This window comes from Halalkalicoccus paucihalophilus, assembly GCF_001593955.1.
In the GTDB taxonomy this organism is placed as follows: domain Archaea; phylum Halobacteriota; class Halobacteria; order Halobacteriales; family Halalkalicoccaceae; genus Halalkalicoccus; species Halalkalicoccus paucihalophilus.
The window spans coordinates 482,547-497,286 of sequence record NZ_LTAZ01000001.1 but is presented as its reverse complement, the minus strand read 5'-3'; the positions used below and the strand labels follow the sequence as shown (position 1 = coordinate 497,286).

The window sequence follows — 14,740 nt, the reverse complement described above, 5'->3', positions numbered from 1 at the left end:
ATCCCGCACGGATCGAACGGCTCGCCTCGCTATCCCACCAGCTCCGTCGATTCCTCCGAGAGTTCGACCATTACGTCGTTTCTGGTCTGGCCGTCGATCTGATCCAGGTTGCGCGTCAGGACCTCGAGGATGTCCGTCGGCTCGGGGTACACCAACATGTTGCCCTCGTCGTCCTCCATCACGAGCTGGGTGTCCGCGAGGGTTACCCGGTTGCCGTCGATGCTCGCGACGATGACCGAAAGCGCTTCGGCACCGCCCGTGTCTCCCTCCTCGACCATCGTGATGTAGAGGCTTTCGAGGCCGATGAGGTCCTTGTATTCTCTCACTCGTTTCGCACACTCGACCATGTCCTGGGTTACGGCCGTCTTCTCGGGGTTGCCGTGTTCGCCGTTGAAACAGTGTTTGCATATCCGCAGTTCCAGTCGCATGGTCGGGCTACTCCGTGTGGAGCCATTACGGTTGTGACTCCCGAAACGCTTAGTTGCACCCCGCCGATAGCGCGAGCATGGCAGGACTGCTCAACGCCGTTTACGTCGCGCTCGTGTTGCTCGTGACGGTCGGGGGATTGCTCGCGCTCGCGTTCACCACCCGGGACATCCGCGGGGAGAGCGGGTTCGCCCTCGACGTCGTCTCCGCGCTCGTTATCGGCCTCTTCATCGCTGTGCTCGCGTGGACGACGGTGCTGTGACCGTCTCCCCGAGTTCGGGCGCACTCGCCTCGTAGCCCTCCTCGCGGAGTTCCGCCGCGAACGCCCCACAGCGGTCGCCGTGGTTCACGAGAATCGGGGTGTCCTCGTAGCTCGACAGGAACTCGAACAGTCCCTCGCGGTCGGCGTGGGCGGAGAAGTCGTAGGACTCGACCCGCGCGGCGACGGGCATCACTCGGCCGTCGATCTCCGCGCTACCGGTGTCCAGTAGTTCGCGTCCCGGTGTCCCCTCGACCTGATAGCCGGTCATCGTGATCTTGTTGGTGGGATTGTCCCGGATCTCGGGGATATAGGTCATGGCGGGGCCGCCTGAGAGCATCCCGCTGGTGGTTATGATTGCCGCCTTTTGCTCGACGATCCGTTTTCGCTGGCCGTCCCGGCCGGTGACAAACCGCGCGTGGGACGTCGCCCGTCGGAAGGCCTCGGGATCCCGGAGGAACTCCGGGTACCGTCGCAGCATTTCGGTGACTCCCTTGCCCATCCCGTCGACGTAACACGGGATGTCGTCCTCCTCACAGACCAGCAGCATCTCCTGGGTGCGACCGATGGCGAACGCCGGGATCACTACCGTGCCGCCCTCCCAGAGCGTGGTCTTGACGCTCTCGGCGAACCGCTGTTCGACCTCGGCGCGGGGGTCGTGGCTCACGTCCGAATAGGTGCTCTCACAGATCACGAGGTCAGCGTCGGGGCGTGCGGTCGTGCCCGATACCAGTCGCTGGTCGGCGGTGTGGAAATCGCCCGTATAGAGCAGTCGGGTGTCGCCGTCAGTAACGAGGACGTGCGCGCTCCCGGGGATGTGGCCCGCGTCGTAGAGCGTGACCTCGTAGCCCGCCGCCTCGAAGGGCTCTCGATACCCGTGGGTTTCGGAGACCTGCGTGAGGCGCGCGATGTCGGTTTCGGTGAACGGGCACCGGTAGCTTCCCCCGTGTAGTTTCAGCGTATCGCGCGCGAGCGTAATCGCGAGCTCCCTAGTGGGGGGTGTCCAGTGAACCGGCGGGCGTTCCTCACCCGACAGCAAGGCGGGCACCGCCCCGGCGTGGTCGAGGTGGCCATGCGAGACGACGACGGCGTCGGGCTCACAGTCGAGCGGCAGGCGCGGGGGGTTGTCGGTGCTCATGCCGAAGTCGAGCAGAAGGGAACCGCTGTCTCCTTTCCCCGTCACGAGGAGCGCGCTGCGGCCGATCTCCCCGGCACCGCCGAGGAACTCGATGTCCATTACCTCCTCTCTGGAAGTCGGGCGATTTGGTCCCGTCGATACGTCCGAACGCCGGTAGATGGGGTCGGTCCCGGTTCAACACCCTTTTTACCCGCGCCCGTCTGATTTCGGGCATGGCAGACTTCAAGGTCGTCGTCTCGGACCCCGAAACGGGTGCGACCTACCAGCGCGACGTAGATGGGCAGGACGCGAACCGATTCCTCGGCCGCGACCTCGGCGAGGAGGTCGACGGGAGCGCCGTGGGCCTCTCGGACTACTCGCTCGAACTCACCGGCGGGTCGGACAAGGCGGGTCGCCCCCTCCGATCGGATGTATCGGGCCCGAACCTCAAACAGGTCCTTTTGACGGGCGGTACCGGCTACAAGCCAAAGCGCGACGGCGAGCGAAAGCGCGTCACCGTCCGGGGCCGCGAGATCAGCGAGGAGGTCGTCCAGATCAACGCCAAGATCAGCGCCTACGGCGATGAGAGCGTCGAGGACCTCTTCAGCGAGGGCGACGAGGACGACGACGACGAGTAACCCCCTTCTCATGGACCGCATCTCGAGCGAGAACCCGGCAGTCGAGACGCTCCGCGCGCGCGTCGCCCGCCACGGCGCGCGCCGAAAGCGGATCGCCCTCCCGGAGGACTCGCTGCCCGAGGGCGAGGTTGTCCGCCTCGTCATCGACGACACCACGTACCACGCACGGATCGAGAGTGGGTTCGCCGGCGATCCACACATCAGCGGGGCCTACGAGACGCCGGAGATGGCCCGCGAGGGATCGGGACCGAATCACCTCCAGACGTGGCTCGACGAGGCTGCGCGCCCGGTCGGCGGCTCGGTGCTCCTCGACGAAATCGAGCCCGAGTTCGCCTACGGCCTGCGCAAGCCCGGCGAAGAGGTCGTCTACGAGGCCGTCGAGAAGCCAAAGGAGAGCCTCGCGAACATCGCCCGCGATCTGGAGGAGCAATGAGCCGCCGCGAGGAGTTTCTGGCGGGCGACCGGCCCGAGGACGTCGCGATATACCTTGCCGAGGACGTCGTCGACGACATCGGCAAACTCGCCGACTACGGCGAGGACGCGGGAGAGGGGATCGTGCTGGTCGTTCCCGGCGAGAGCGGGCGAAACGCCTTCTCGAAGGTCGCCGGCACGGACGCGATGGCCTTTGCGAAGGAGGCGATGGACGCCGAGGGCGAGATCGACGCCGACCTCACCGGGGGCGTGTGTCCCGCCTGTGGCGCCGACGATCTCGACTACGTCTTCGCCTTCGCCGAGGAGCGAAACGAGGAGGTCGGCGGTCTGTACGCCGAGGGAGACGTGATCCACGCCTACGCCCGGTGTGGCTGTTCGAGCGCCTTCTCGGATCGCTGGGTCGCCGGCGAGCGCTGAGACGGTCGAGAAGTCTATTCGGCTCCGGCGGCTAGTTCGACTATGTCCTACGAAACGGGCGGCGAGACCCGCCGCGGATTGCTCCTCTCGACGCGCGAGTGGAAGGTCGTCCTCGTCGCGACCGCGCTGGTGGTGCTCAACGTCGCGCTGATGGCCGTCCTCGCGACCACGCCGCTGGCGGCGATCAACGCGACGCTCTTCGCCGCGCCGATCCTCGGCGTGCTCGTCTACGGCGCGGCGCTGTTCGTCGGCCAGTGGGTCGCCGAACGCGGCGTCACGGACGGAAACGCGCCGCTGGCGTTCGTCGGACTGGTGATCTTACAGGGTGCCTTCGGTACCTTCGGCGCGGGCGTCCTCTCGTTTGCGCCGCCCGACATCCGGATCCCCGCGCTCGCGATCACCGCCGCCGTTACCGGTAGCCTCACGTTCCTCATCGCCCTCTACGTCTACGCTCGTTCGAAGTCCTTCGCCCGCTGGTCGACGTTTTCCACTGGTTCGTTCCTGCTCGGGATCGTCGCCATCGCTATCGGGACGTTCGTCGCACCCGCCCTGCTGCTCGCGGGGTTCGTTCTGGTCTTCGCGGGCTTCCTCTTCCGACTCGGCTGGGAGATCTGGCGCGTGCGCGAACGCCGGGACATCTCTACTACGCTCGCTGGGATCGGGATCTACATCGCCGTGATGGGTGTGTTCGTCCACGTCCTCCAGATCGTTCTTCGACTCCTCGCGCGCCGCGAGTGAGCGCGAGGTTTTTCGTCCGCCGTTTCGAGAGATAGCTGTGATGCCGACGCTCCGTCCCGCAACAGCAGACGACGCACCCGGAATCGCCCGGATCTACGCCCCGTTCGTCTCCGAGTCAGTCGTCTCCTTCGAGTCCGTGGCTCCCACCGCCGAGGAGATCGAATCCCGGATCGCGACGAACACCGAGCGCTACCCGTGGCTCGTCTGCGCGCTCGACGAAACCGTCGGCTACGCCTACGCCACCTCCCACCGCGAGCGCGGGGCCTACCGCTGGTCGGTCGACGTCTCGGTCTACGCCGACCCCGACCACCACCGCTGTGGGATCGCCCGCGCGCTCTACACCGCGCTGTTCGCGCTGTCGAGAGAACAGGGATTGTTCAACGCCTATGCGGGGATCGCGCTCCCGAACCCCGCGAGCACCGGCTTCCACGAGGCGATGGGGTTCGAGCCGGTCGGAACGTATCACGGCGTCGGCTACAAACGTGGAAACTGGCACGACGTCCGGTGGTACGAGAAAATGCTCGACGAACGACCGGCGGATCCGGATCCGCCGGTCGCGTTCCCCGATCTCGACGCCTCCACCATCGAGTGCGCGCTCGAAACCGGCGGGTCACTCCTCGACTGATTCGTCCTCGCCCTCGGCGTCCTCCTCCTCGGCCAGCGTCCGAAAGGCGTCCAGGATCACCTGCTTCGTTACCGCCCCGCGGGTCGTCCAGTGGTGGGCGTAATCGAGCATGTCGTCGTAGACGTCGGGCTTACAGCCCGCGGCCTTCGGGTGGCCCCCCCCGTTTACCTCCCCCGCGACCTCGTGACACCGCTGAAACGCCTCCGTACCGCGAATGGAGGCCGAGCCGGCGGGTTTGACGATCACCGAGGCGTCCGCGCCCTGCTCGCGCATGGCTTCTGCGACCTCGTTCTGCGAACACCGCCCGTAGGTGACGCCCACTTTCCAGGGCCCGATCTCCTTGGTTTCGCCGCGTTTGACCGCCAACTCGATCAGCGCCTCCTTCTCGACGCGCTTCTCGGCGAGGAATTCCTGTACTTCTTCCGGCAAGTCCGCGCCGTGTTCGGCGACGATCTCGACGTAGTCCTCGGGTTCGCTCCAATAAGAGAAATCCGCGAGGTCGTCGCTTCGGGGGTCTTCGCGCAGCCAGAGGTCGTGATCGCGCGTCACCGCGGCGAGTTCGACGAGGTGGCGCGGGATATCGGTCTCGAGCGTGCGCACCGCCACGTCCGCGGTACACTCCTCGTCGCTATCACCGACGACGAGGTCGGCGCCGGCCTCCCGGACGCTCTCTGCCACCTCGGCGTCCCACTGGTGGTGGTCGAACCAGCGGACCTCGCTTGCGGTTTCGATCGCGGCGTCGAGCTCCTCGTCGACGTACTCGTACCGGTCGGGACACAGATCACAGACGAACAGCCGGATCCCCGCCCCGCCGTACTCGGCGACTCGCTCCAAGGAATCCTCGATCTCGTGGGGCCCCGTCGGGAGCAGGGCGGCAGCCCCGTAGACCTCCCGGAGGATCGCGACGCAGGCCAGCCCGTCGGCGTCGGGGTCGGCGATCACCGCTGTCTCGACGCCCGCGAGCGCCTCCTCTGCGGCGGCGTCCTCGGCGGCCTCCTCGAACTCGTCGGGGTAGAAGAAGCCCGCGCCCGGCAGAACGGATCTTCGCGCGAGCGGCAGGTCGTCGATGAGGGTCTCGTCCATACGGGGACGAGCGCCCGCGAGGGCAAAGGGTCCCCGGTTCGCCGACGCCTTCAGAGGTCCGCCCCCTCGAACCGGCGGTAGCCCAACGCGACGGGCATCGTCGCCCAGCACAGCAGGACGGCAAGGGCGAACCAGGTGGTATGATAGAACGCGTCGCTCGATCGAACCAGCGTCCCGCCGCCCTCCCGGAACCCCGCCGCGAGCGTACTGTACGCGTCGACGGGTCCCAGCGTCGCGAAGACGGCGCTCCACTCCGGAGGCGGCCCGCTCGGCGTCGAGAACCCCCCGAGGACGTAGCGAACCAGCCGCGGAATCGACGACCAGCTCACGGTGAGCAGGAACGCGATCACGCTTCCGGTCATCGCGCGGCTGGTCGTCTTCGAGGCGGCCGAGACGCCGACGGCCAGCCCGCTGTAGGCCGTCCCCAGCAGGACTACGAGCGCGCAGAACGCGAGGGCCTCGAGGGGATCGAGCGTCCCGCCGACCGCGAGGAACACGAGCGCCGCCGCGAGGACGCCCGAGAGCGAGGCCACCGCGACGACCGCCGCGCGGCCCACGGCCGTCCCGACGACCACGTCCAGCCGGGTGTGGGGCTGGCCCAACAGGAGTTTGAGGCTGCCGTGCTCGCGCTCGCCGGCGACGGCGCCGTGGCCCAGCAGCAGCGCGACCAGCGGGTACTAAAAAGAGTACGAGTCCGAGCGAGCCGACGAACCCGCCCCCTGTGGGGCCGCTGGCCGCGACGAACGCCGGGAACGTACACACCAGCGCGAGAAACGCCGCGGCGAACCCCAACTGCCACGTCCGGTAGGCGTCGAGGACGTCCTTTCTCGCCACGCCGCGCCAGCTCACGCTTCCCCCGTGTAGGCGGCGAACAGCTCCTCGAGCGGGGTTTCCTCGGTCTCGAATCCCTCGATGCTCGCTCCGGCGGCTTCGAGCGCGTCGAGCGCGGGTTTCTTCGCCCGTTCCGTACACGAGACCGTGAGTGTCGTCCCGTCCGCGGAGACGGCGAAAACGCCCTCGAGGGCGCGTACCCGATCGAGATCGGTCGGCACCCGATCGACCGTGGCCGTCAAGGTCGTGCCCGCGCCGACGGCCTCCCGGAGCTCCTCGATCGAGTCGACGGCGACGAGCTCGCCGCCGCTGAGGATGCCCACCCGATCACAGACCGCCTCGACCTGTTCGAGGATGTGCGAGGAGAAGAACACCGTCGCGCCGCGGTCCCGCTCGGCGCGGATGACCGCGCGCATCTCGCGGGCGCCGTTGGGGTCGAGTCCCGTCGTCGGCTCGTCGAGCACGAGGAGGTCCGGCTCGCCCACCAGCGCCATCGCGAGCACGAGCCGTTGGGTCATCCCCTTCGAGAACCCCTCGACGGGGCGGTCGGCCTCGTAGGCGAGTCCGACCCGGTCGAGCAGCGCGAGCGGGCGCTCGTCGGCGTCCCGTGCCTCGACGGCGAAGGCGAGATGCTGGCGGGCGGTCAGGTGGTCGTAGGTGTGATAGGCATCGGGCAACACGCCCACGCGCTCGTGGACGGCCCGCGTCTCGCGCTGGGCGTCGGCACCGAAGACGCGGACCGACCCCGCGGTGGGCCGGACGTAATCCAGGAGGATGTCGATCGTGGTGGACTTGCCCGCGCCGTTGGGCCCGAGGAAGCCGAAGACCTCGCCGGCCTCAACCGAAAGCGAGAGGTCCTCCAGTGCGCGGACGCTCCCGAAGCGCTTTGCGACGCCGTCGAACTCGATGGCGGCCATACGGCCACTCGCATGCCGTATCGTATATTTTTTCCTACGCTTCAGCTCCGTTTTCGAGCTGGCGGACCGTCAGGACGGGCACCGGGCAGGTCCGGACGACGCCCTCCGCGACGCTTCCCAGAAGCAGGCGGTTCTCGCCGTGGCGTCCCCTCGTCCCGGTCGCGACGGCGTCCGCGTCGTGTTCGCGGGCGTACGCACAGATCTCCGCGACGGGCCTCCCCTCGCGAACGCTCGTTATCACCTCGCCGCTTCCCTCCTCGCGGATGGACTCCAGTGCGCCTTCACCTTGTTTTTCGAGGGCGTCATGCAGGTCCTCGCGGAGCCCCTCGGGCGAGGCGTCGATCTCGGCGGCGTCGACGACGTACAGCGCGTGGACGCTCGCCCCGAAGCGCGCGGCGAAATCGAGAGCCACGCTGACGGCCCGGCTCCCGCTTTCGGAGCCGTCGGTGGCGATGACGACGGTATCGAACATGGCGGCGATACTGCCCCCGCGAGAATAAAACCACCCGTTGACCACCCGTTGGGAGGTGGGTTTTTGATGCGGGGTGACACAGGGGTATTCATGAGCGAGCCACTGTCCGTCGAGACCGTCCTCGTCCCGGTCGACGGGAGCGACGAGTCGGTCACTGCGATCGAGTACGCCGTCGCGATCGCCGAGAAGTACGGGGCCGCGGTTCACGTCGTCCACGTCCTCGGCGAGGAGATCGTCCGCGGGATCGAAACCGACACGGTCGACCGGGACGCGGTCGCCGCCGACACCGAGGCCTTCGCCGAGACCGCGAGCGAGACCGCCGCGGGAACCGGCGTCTCCGTCACCTCCTCTTCGGCGTACGGCTTTTCGACCACCCAGAAGACCCGCCATCCCGGCAGCGCCGTCCTTGACTGTGCCGACGAGGTCGGCGCCGACTTCCTCGTCATCCCCCGCGAACCCTCGACCGACGGGCCCGGTGACGTCCTCGAACGCGCCGCGGAGTACGTCCTGTTGTACGCGAGCCAGCCCGTCCTCTCGACCTAGTTCAACCGCAACGCCATCTCGAGTTCGAAGCTCTCCACACTGCTCGACTCGAAGCCGACCGACTCGTAGAGGTTCACGGCGGGGTGGTTCCAGCGCTCGACGGTGAGCCAGACTTTCTCGATCCCTTGCTCGGCGCCGTAGCCCAACAGCGCACGGATGAGCCGCGAGCCGATGCCCGCGCCCTGGTAGTCCTGGTGGACGAAGATCGCCAGTTCGACCGCCTCATTGCCGTCGGGGACGAGCGTCGCGTGGCCGACGACCCGCTCGGCGTCGGGATCGGCCGCGATGACGTCCTGACCCTCATCGAGGATCACGTCGAGCCAACTGCGCACGCGCTCCTCGCGGGCCGGCGGGATGCCCTGTGCCCGGTCGGCGGGGTCGAATGTATCGTACATCTCACACAGCGCCTCGAAGTCCCGCTCCGCGTCGTACACCCTGATTTCGATGGGCCGGCCCTCACGGTCCTCGAACTCCACGGGGGGTGCCTCGAACGGGCCCGCGACCGCCTCGGGATAGTCGTAGTCGGCCATCTATCTCACGAGGGTGACGCTGGTTTCGGCGTTCAACACGACGAACTCCGCGACCTGTCCGACCCTGATCTTACCCATCGGGCTTCGCTGACCGCCTCCGAGAACGATCTGGTCGTAGCCCTCGCCGTCGCCGATCTCGACGAGCATCGCGCCGGGGTCGCCCTCGACGTGACGGACGTCGGCCTCAAGGTCGTACTCCCCGAGGGTCCGTTCGACCTTTTCCTCTATCTCCCCGGGAGACATCTCCGAGTCGGGGTTCTCGAGGATCGCCACCGTCAGCGAGTCGCCCGCCTCGGCGGCGCGCTCCGCGGTCTGTGTGAGCGCGTGCCAAGAGTCGTCGCTCCCGCCGATTCCCAACAGCAGTTTCATGATCCGGCGTTCGAGGGCTCCTCGCAAAAGCCTACCGGGCGATACGCTTTTTCCTCCGGCTCCGAAACCCACCCTATGCCCGATTCCTCGCCCTCGGATCCACGGCCCGACGACGACCCGACCGGGACGGACCGGACCACCGAGTCGCCCTCGCAGACGGATGGCTCCGAGGTCCCGGAAGACGTGCGCCGCTACGCCCGCTTTACGAAGATGGACGGGGCGGCCTACGACCGGGTCAACGGCTTCCTGCGCGACCGGACGTACGTCACCGCCCGCGAGTGGGCGATCGCCCGGTTGTGTGCGGACTTCCGGACCGAGACCGGCGTCGAGATGACCAAGATCGGAAACAACCTCCCCGAACTGGTGCCCTTCATGACCGACACCTACAGCCCGCAGGCCGTGAACCAGGCCCGGGCCTCCTTCGAGGAGAAGGTCACGAAATCCGGCGCGACCTTCCTGTACGGTGCGATGAGCGGGTTTTTCACCGCCGAGGAGCTCGACGAGTTGATGTACGAGGTCACCGAGGTCGCCAAATTCTTACTGGAGGTCGAGGGGACGGATCTGGCCGCAAGCGAGGAACTCGACGTCGAGGACCGCATTTCCGACGTGATGCGGGACGTTCGCCGCTCCAGCGAGCGCTTTCGCGCCGAGGAGACCGGCCACGACCACGAGACCTGTCCCCACTGCGGCGAGGAACTGGAGTGAGCTACCCGCGGACGTTTCGCCCCGCTGGCTCGCCGAACGCCTCGCTTTCTCCCGCGCCATCGTCGTCCGCGTCCCGCTGGTAGACGACCGCTCCCCGGACCAGCGTCAGTTCGGGGAAGACCCCCTCGAACCCCTCGAAGGGCGTCCACCCCGCCTTCGAGTGGAGGTCCTGCCCGCGGATCGTCTCGACTCGCTCGGGATCGTACAGCGCCAGATCCGCGTCCATCCCTTCCCTGACTTCCCCTTTCCGCGGTAGGTCGAACACCCGTGCGGGGTTCGTCGCCGTGAGGTCGCGCACGCGCTCGCGGGTCAGTTCGCCGCGTTCGGCCGCCGCGAGCAGGAGGGGCACCATCGTCTCGACGCCGGGGACGCCGCTCGGGGCCTCCCGTATCCCCGCCTCCTTCTCCTCGTGGGTATGGGGTGCATGATCCGTCGCAACGATGTCGACGGTGCCGTCCCGGACCCGCTCTGCGACCGCTTCCCGCCGTTCCTCGCTCCTGAGCGGCGGGTTCATTCGGCCGAACGTACCGAGATCGTCGAGATCGCCCCGTGAGAGGAAGAGATGATGCGGGCAGACCTCGCAGGTCGCGCCCGCCGCAGCGGCGGCGTCGATCCCCTCGGGCGTGGAGGTGTGGGCGATGTGGACCGCCGCCGCCGAGTCGGCGCCGACCTCGCAGGCGCGTTCGACGGCCGCGACCTCGGCCGCGGCGCTCCGGTAGGCGCTCCAGGCGTCGGCATCCGCATCGCGGCCGACCCCCTCGCCCGCGGCCTCGAGCGCCTCCCGGTCGAACAGTGTGGCGTCCTCGGCGTGGACGGTCACGACGACTCCCTCGCGGGCCGCTCGCTCGACCGCCCGCTCGAACAGTTCGGCGTCGATTCCCATCTCGCCGGTCGAGTCGGCCAGAAAGACCTCCCCGAGGGCGAAGATCGGCCGGGAGAACAGTTCGTCGGGCTTCCATTCCCCCGTGACGCCGCCGTTGATCCCGTAATCGACGAGCGATTTTCGAGCTAGTTCGGCCTTCGCGTCGAAGGCCGCCCCGTCGGTCGTGGGCGGGTCGGTGTTGGGCTGATCCACCACCGTCGTCACCCCGCCCGCGGCGGCGCTTTTCGATCCCGTCTCCCAGGTCTCCTTGTGGGGAAAGCCGGGTTCGCGCAAGTGGACGTGGGCGTCGATCGCGCCCGGGAGCAGGAGTTTGCCCGCGGCGTCGACGTCGGCCTCACCCCCCAGGGAACCGACGGCGGCGATCCGCTCGCCTTCGATCCGCACGTCGACGGTCCGGCCGTCCGCGAGACGGGCGTTCGCGATGAGCATACGTGACAGGGAGGGCGGACGGGCCGTAAATGGCGCGGGTTCCCGCCGGTGTCGGGTGAGAGACGGGGCCGGATCGCGGTTCGTGTCGGTCGGCCCCCCGTTATGGCCCCAAGCCAGAACCCCATCTCCGCCGGGTTCATCATCCCCTCCTTGACGCCGAGCCGGATCAGGACGACGTTGACCGGGTAGGCGGCGACGAGCCCCATCGACAGCGAGAACACCAACGCGGCCCAGAACAGCGTCTCGCCCATCGTCGCCTCGCCAGCGAGCCAGAGGTCGGTCCCGATCGCGACGATCTCCATCACCGCGATGCTCGCGGTCTCACTGTAGAGCGCATCGACTATCGCCTCCTTGAAGGGAACTCCGTCCTGCATGAGCGGCCCGACGGTCAGGGCGTACCCGAAGACGTACGCCAGCGCGAAGGTGACGAGCGCGACGTAGAGGTTCCCGAGCGAGAGCAACCCGAGCGCGACGATCACGCCGGTGATCTCGCCCGCGCCACACCCCGAGTAGCAGTGGCTGACCGACCGGAACCCCTTGCGCCAGAGCGAGTCGTGGGCGATCTGCGTCCGGCCCGAGTACCAGTAGCCCGCGAGCCCGATCGGGCCCGAGTAGAGCACGGTGAACCCCCAGACGTACTTCATGAGGCCTCCGAGTTCCTCGTTGTTCGCCCGGAGGTCCCAGACGAGCACGCCGAGCGAGACGGCGACCAGCGCCACCCAGACGGCCAGTACCGTCGGGTTCGTGAGGATCTATCGAATCGTTTCGTGAAGGCTCATCACGGCCTCTACACGCTCCGTTTTTACGCGTATTCCGCCTGTGATCCCATCGACCTGGACGACGAAACGTTCGGACTCCGAAGTAGACACGAAAGTCGACGACGACATCCTAACCCGCCCCGGCGATGAGGTTCGAACGTCCGTCGCAGATTCCGTGATCCCGGCTCACCGATCGACCCGTTCGACAGTCGCCCGGGCGTCGCCGACCAGTTCGTCCTCGATAGCCCGTGCGACCGCCTTGGGATCGCTCGGCCCGCCCGCGCGGGCGACGCTCCCCACCGAACCGGGGTCGAACGGGATCGAGAGGGCGTCGTAGACCGGCGAGAGAACGCCCGCGATCTCCTCGCGGTCGGCAACGATGACGATCCCGGAGACGAGCGCGGCTCTACTGGTAACGCGCTGGGCGATCCCGACGACCTTTCCGTCCTCACGCAGCGAGTGGGTCCCCGGACAGAAGCTCTCGGGGGGTTCCCCGTGCTCGGTCTCGACGCCGAGACCCGCGAGCGCCCGCCGCACCCGCTCGCTCGCCCCGTCATATCTGGCGGTCAGCCCCTCTCGGGAGTCCTCGATGGGAACCGCGTGAGCGAACGCGAGCGTCGACCCCGTATAGGCGACCGCCCGCCCGCCGACGCTCCGCTCGACCGCCGGGAACCCTCGTCCCTCGGCGATCCGCCGGGCCTCCTCGTAGCCCGGCCCGTTCGCGTCCCGCCGTCCGAACGCGAGCTGGCGAGAGGGCGTCCAGACCCGAACGGCGGGTTCGCGCTCCTCGCCCGCGGCGGTGAGCATCTCCGCCGTGACCCGCCGGTCGGCCTCGATCGACCCCGCCCGTCCTCGGAGCACGTGCATAGGTAGGATAGAAGGCGACGGGGCTAAACCCCCGCGCCCGAACTCTCGGTGATGAGCGTCACCCTCTCGCACGAACTCCTCGCGCGGTATCCCCGGTTCAGCCTCTTCAACTCGCCGTACGCCGCCCACGACCGGGGCCGCGCGATCGACCTCTATCCGAGCGAGGGTGCGCCGAGTCCCGTCGCCGGCGAGGTCCTCGACACCCGGACCGTGCGCGCGCCGCCGAAACCCTACTCGCCCGAACACGACCACCTGATCCTGATCGACTGCGGGGAGTACGTCGCCCGGGTCCTCCACGTCGACCCCGCCGTTTCGGCGGGCGACCGCGTCGAGATCGGCGATCCGCTCGGAACCACCGTCCGGGCGGGGTTTTTCGCCCCGTGGGTCGACGACCACCTCCATCTCGGATTTCGTGACCCCGACGCGGATCCGTATCGGGCCTCCGGCTCGCTCCCGGTCGACCTCGGCTGTGCGGTCGAGCCGGTCGTCTGGGACGGCACCGGACGCGTCAACGCCGTCGGCGAGACCTTCGTCGTCCTCGACTCGCCGGCCCACCCCGCACCCGGCGAGTATTTCGCGGGGATCGCCGACGATTCGGGGGAGACGGCGCTCGACGGCGGGCTCCCACACTACGCGGGCGGCGGGGCGTTCGCGGGTGCGTCGGGACCGGTTTCGCTGCTGGGCGAGCGCATCGGAACAGCGACGGGACGCGATGTCGAGTGGGACCCCATCGAGGTGCGCGCGAACGGCGACCCCGTTACCGGGATCTCGCTCTTTGCCGGCCGGGAGACCCTGGGCGCGAAACTCGTCCGTCCGGGCCACGGCTTCTCGATCGGCGATCGGATCGAGGTCTCGATCCGCCCGGGTCGGTGCGTTGAAGCGTCCGGCCCCTGAGGTGGACGTATGACTCAGTTCCCCGTCGACGACGGCTCGTTCCTCCAAGACTACATCGACGACCACCACGACTTCCTCTCGTGGCTCGGCACCCGCGTCGACTCGCTCGAGCGGGGTCGGATCGTCATGACGATCCCCTACGACGAGAAGCTCACCAACACCCACCCCGGCGGGAACGAGGGCCACTCGGAGATCCACGGCGGGGTCGCCGCGACCCTCGTCGATACCGCGGGCGGGCTCGCCCTGCGAACCACCCTCGATGAGCCCCTCGACGGCGGTGTGGCGACGATCAACCTGAACGTCAACTACCTCGAACGGGCCACCGCCGACCTCACCGCGACCGCGGAGGTCGTCCGGTCGGGTGGATCCGTGGGCGTCAGCGAGATCCGTGTCGAGAGCGAGACGTCAGAGGGAACCCGGCCGGTGGCCACCGGACAAGGGGCCTACCGGCTGTTCCGCGGCGACTGACCGATCAGGCCTCGCTCTCGCCTTCCTCGAGGTCGTACTCCCAGGCGTCGTAGCCCCCCGCCATGCTCGCGACTTGCCCGGCGTCCTCGACGCCCTCGTAGCTCCCGATGAGTTTCGCGGCCTGCACGGAACTCTTGCCGATCGGACAGGCGACGACGACCTCCCCGTCCCAGTCGTGTTCGTCGATCTCGGTCGGAAGCCGGTTCATCGGGACGTTGATCGCGCCGGGAATGTGTCCCCGCTCGAACTCGTGTTCGGGCCGGATGTCGACGACCCGGATCTCGTCGTCCTCGACTTTCTCCCGAACCTCCTCGGGGGTGAGTTCCTCGACCATGGATG

21 protein-coding genes and 1 pseudogene are annotated in these 14,740 nt (G+C 68.1%); 10 read left to right on the top strand and 12 right to left on the bottom strand.

Annotation, left to right across the window (positions count from 1 at the left end):
* Positions 1 to 29: 29 nt before the first annotated feature.
* Positions 30 to 428, bottom strand: coding sequence for a hypothetical protein (locus HAPAU_RS02650; RefSeq protein WP_066379188.1), 399 nt, complete (start codon positions 426 to 428; stop codon positions 30 to 32).
* 77 nt (positions 429 to 505) lie between these two features.
* On the opposite strand from HAPAU_RS02650, the gene HAPAU_RS02645 reads away from it, so the two are divergent.
* Positions 506 to 688, top strand: a complete 183-nt coding sequence (locus HAPAU_RS02645) for a hypothetical protein (protein ID WP_066379186.1) — start codon at positions 506 to 508, stop codon at positions 686 to 688.
* Here the strand turns inward: HAPAU_RS02645 and HAPAU_RS02640 are convergent.
* A complete protein-coding gene (locus HAPAU_RS02640) occupies positions 654 to 1,922 on the bottom strand; it encodes an MBL fold metallo-hydrolase (protein WP_066379184.1) in 1,269 nt (422 codons plus the stop codon). The genes HAPAU_RS02645 and HAPAU_RS02640 overlap by 35 nt on opposite strands.
* A 113-nt stretch (positions 1,923 to 2,035) precedes the next feature.
* Here HAPAU_RS02640 and HAPAU_RS02635 point away from each other — a divergent pair, with 113 nt between their 5' ends.
* The 5 genes from HAPAU_RS02635 to HAPAU_RS02615 are packed head-to-tail and all read left to right on the top strand — an operon-like array spanning position 2,036 to position 4,652.
* Entirely contained in the window at positions 2,036 to 2,440 is a 405-nt protein-coding gene (locus HAPAU_RS02635; protein WP_066379182.1) for a 30S ribosomal protein S6e, read from the top strand.
* Positions 2,441 to 2,450: 10 nt separating this feature from the next.
* Positions 2,451 to 2,873 carry a DUF7112 family protein gene (locus HAPAU_RS02630; protein ID WP_066379179.1) on the top strand — a complete coding sequence of 141 codons (423 nt, stop codon included), beginning with the start codon at positions 2,451 to 2,453 and terminating at the stop codon, positions 2,871 to 2,873.
* Positions 2,870 to 3,289: a DUF5807 family protein gene (locus HAPAU_RS02625; protein WP_066379176.1), complete on the top strand. Its 420-nt coding sequence runs from the start codon at positions 2,870 to 2,872 to the stop codon at positions 3,287 to 3,289. Before HAPAU_RS02630 ends, HAPAU_RS02625 begins: the two co-directional genes overlap by 4 nt.
* A 42-nt stretch (positions 3,290 to 3,331) precedes the next feature.
* The gene (locus tag HAPAU_RS02620) at positions 3,332 to 4,027 is read left to right on the top strand and encodes a US12 family protein (RefSeq protein ID WP_066379173.1); all 696 of its coding nucleotides are present in this window, start codon (positions 3,332 to 3,334) and stop codon (positions 4,025 to 4,027) included.
* Positions 4,028 to 4,067: 40 nt separating this feature from the next.
* Complete coding sequence (locus tag HAPAU_RS02615) at positions 4,068 to 4,652, top strand: GNAT family N-acetyltransferase (protein ID WP_066379170.1); 585 nt, start codon at positions 4,068 to 4,070, stop codon at positions 4,650 to 4,652.
* On the opposite strand, the gene HAPAU_RS02610 is transcribed toward HAPAU_RS02615, so the two are convergent.
* The 4 genes from HAPAU_RS02610 to HAPAU_RS02595 form a co-directional block, all read right to left on the bottom strand.
* Positions 4,638 to 5,735 carry a DHH family phosphoesterase gene (locus HAPAU_RS02610; protein WP_066379167.1) on the bottom strand — a complete coding sequence of 366 codons (1,098 nt, stop codon included), beginning with the start codon at positions 5,733 to 5,735 and terminating at the stop codon, positions 4,638 to 4,640. The two genes, HAPAU_RS02615 and HAPAU_RS02610, sit on opposite strands and share 15 nt — an antisense overlap.
* Positions 5,736 to 5,785: 50 nt before the next feature.
* Complete coding sequence (locus HAPAU_RS02605; RefSeq protein ID WP_245634019.1) at positions 5,786 to 6,391, bottom strand: ABC transporter permease subunit; 606 nt, start codon at positions 6,389 to 6,391, stop codon at positions 5,786 to 5,788.
* A 189-nt stretch (positions 6,392 to 6,580) separates the two neighbouring features.
* Positions 6,581 to 7,483 (bottom strand): ABC transporter ATP-binding protein, encoded by a 903-nt coding sequence (locus tag HAPAU_RS02600; protein WP_066379163.1) that lies wholly within the window; start codon positions 7,481 to 7,483, stop codon positions 6,581 to 6,583.
* Between the two features lie 34 nt (positions 7,484 to 7,517).
* Positions 7,518 to 7,955, bottom strand: coding sequence for a universal stress protein (locus HAPAU_RS02595; protein ID WP_066379161.1), 438 nt, complete (start codon positions 7,953 to 7,955; stop codon positions 7,518 to 7,520).
* Positions 7,956 to 8,045: 90 nt separating this feature from the next.
* On the opposite strand from HAPAU_RS02595, the gene HAPAU_RS02590 reads away from it, so the two are divergent.
* Complete coding sequence (locus HAPAU_RS02590) at positions 8,046 to 8,498, top strand: universal stress protein (protein ID WP_066379411.1); 453 nt, start codon at positions 8,046 to 8,048, stop codon at positions 8,496 to 8,498.
* Here HAPAU_RS02590 and HAPAU_RS02585 read toward each other — a convergent pair.
* Together HAPAU_RS02585 and HAPAU_RS02580 are read right to left on the bottom strand one after the other, a co-directional pair.
* Complete coding sequence (locus tag HAPAU_RS02585) at positions 8,495 to 9,028, bottom strand: GNAT family N-acetyltransferase (protein ID WP_066379160.1); 534 nt, start codon at positions 9,026 to 9,028, stop codon at positions 8,495 to 8,497. The genes HAPAU_RS02590 and HAPAU_RS02585 overlap by 4 nt on opposite strands.
* The gene (locus tag HAPAU_RS02580; protein WP_066379157.1) at positions 9,029 to 9,397 is read right to left on the bottom strand and encodes a universal stress protein; all 369 of its coding nucleotides are present in this window, start codon (positions 9,395 to 9,397) and stop codon (positions 9,029 to 9,031) included.
* Positions 9,398 to 9,472: 75 nt separating this feature from the next.
* On the opposite strand from HAPAU_RS02580, the gene HAPAU_RS02575 reads away from it, so the two are divergent.
* Positions 9,473 to 10,102 carry a DUF5806 family protein gene (locus HAPAU_RS02575; RefSeq protein WP_066379152.1) on the top strand — a complete coding sequence of 210 codons (630 nt, stop codon included), beginning with the start codon at positions 9,473 to 9,475 and terminating at the stop codon, positions 10,100 to 10,102.
* 1 nt (position 10,103) lies between these two features.
* Here the strand turns inward: HAPAU_RS02575 and HAPAU_RS02570 are convergent, their stop codons facing one another.
* From HAPAU_RS02570 to HAPAU_RS02560, 3 genes and pseudogenes are all read right to left on the bottom strand, one after another.
* Positions 10,104 to 11,414, bottom strand: coding sequence for a dihydroorotase (locus HAPAU_RS02570; protein WP_066379150.1), 1,311 nt, complete (start codon positions 11,412 to 11,414; stop codon positions 10,104 to 10,106).
* Between the two features lie 122 nt (positions 11,415 to 11,536).
* Positions 11,537 to 12,166 (bottom strand): annotated as a pseudogene (locus tag HAPAU_RS02565) (DUF4396 domain-containing protein); the annotation flags it as partial.
* Between the two features lie 192 nt (positions 12,167 to 12,358).
* Positions 12,359 to 13,039, bottom strand: coding sequence for a lipoyl protein ligase domain-containing protein (locus HAPAU_RS02560; RefSeq protein ID WP_066379147.1), 681 nt, complete (start codon positions 13,037 to 13,039; stop codon positions 12,359 to 12,361).
* 51 nt (positions 13,040 to 13,090) lie between these two features.
* Here HAPAU_RS02560 and HAPAU_RS02555 point away from each other — a divergent pair, with 51 nt between their 5' ends.
* Positions 13,091 to 13,933: a hypothetical protein gene (locus HAPAU_RS02555; protein WP_066379144.1), complete on the top strand. Its 843-nt coding sequence runs from the start codon at positions 13,091 to 13,093 to the stop codon at positions 13,931 to 13,933.
* A 9-nt stretch (positions 13,934 to 13,942) separates the two neighbouring features.
* Positions 13,943 to 14,401: a PaaI family thioesterase gene (locus HAPAU_RS02550; protein ID WP_066379142.1), complete on the top strand. Its 459-nt coding sequence runs from the start codon at positions 13,943 to 13,945 to the stop codon at positions 14,399 to 14,401.
* Positions 14,402 to 14,405: 4 nt separating this feature from the next.
* On the opposite strand, the gene HAPAU_RS02545 is transcribed toward HAPAU_RS02550, so the two are convergent.
* Entirely contained in the window at positions 14,406 to 14,735 is a 330-nt protein-coding gene (locus tag HAPAU_RS02545; RefSeq protein ID WP_066379139.1) for a rhodanese-like domain-containing protein, read from the bottom strand.
* Positions 14,736 to 14,740 lie beyond the last annotated feature (5 nt).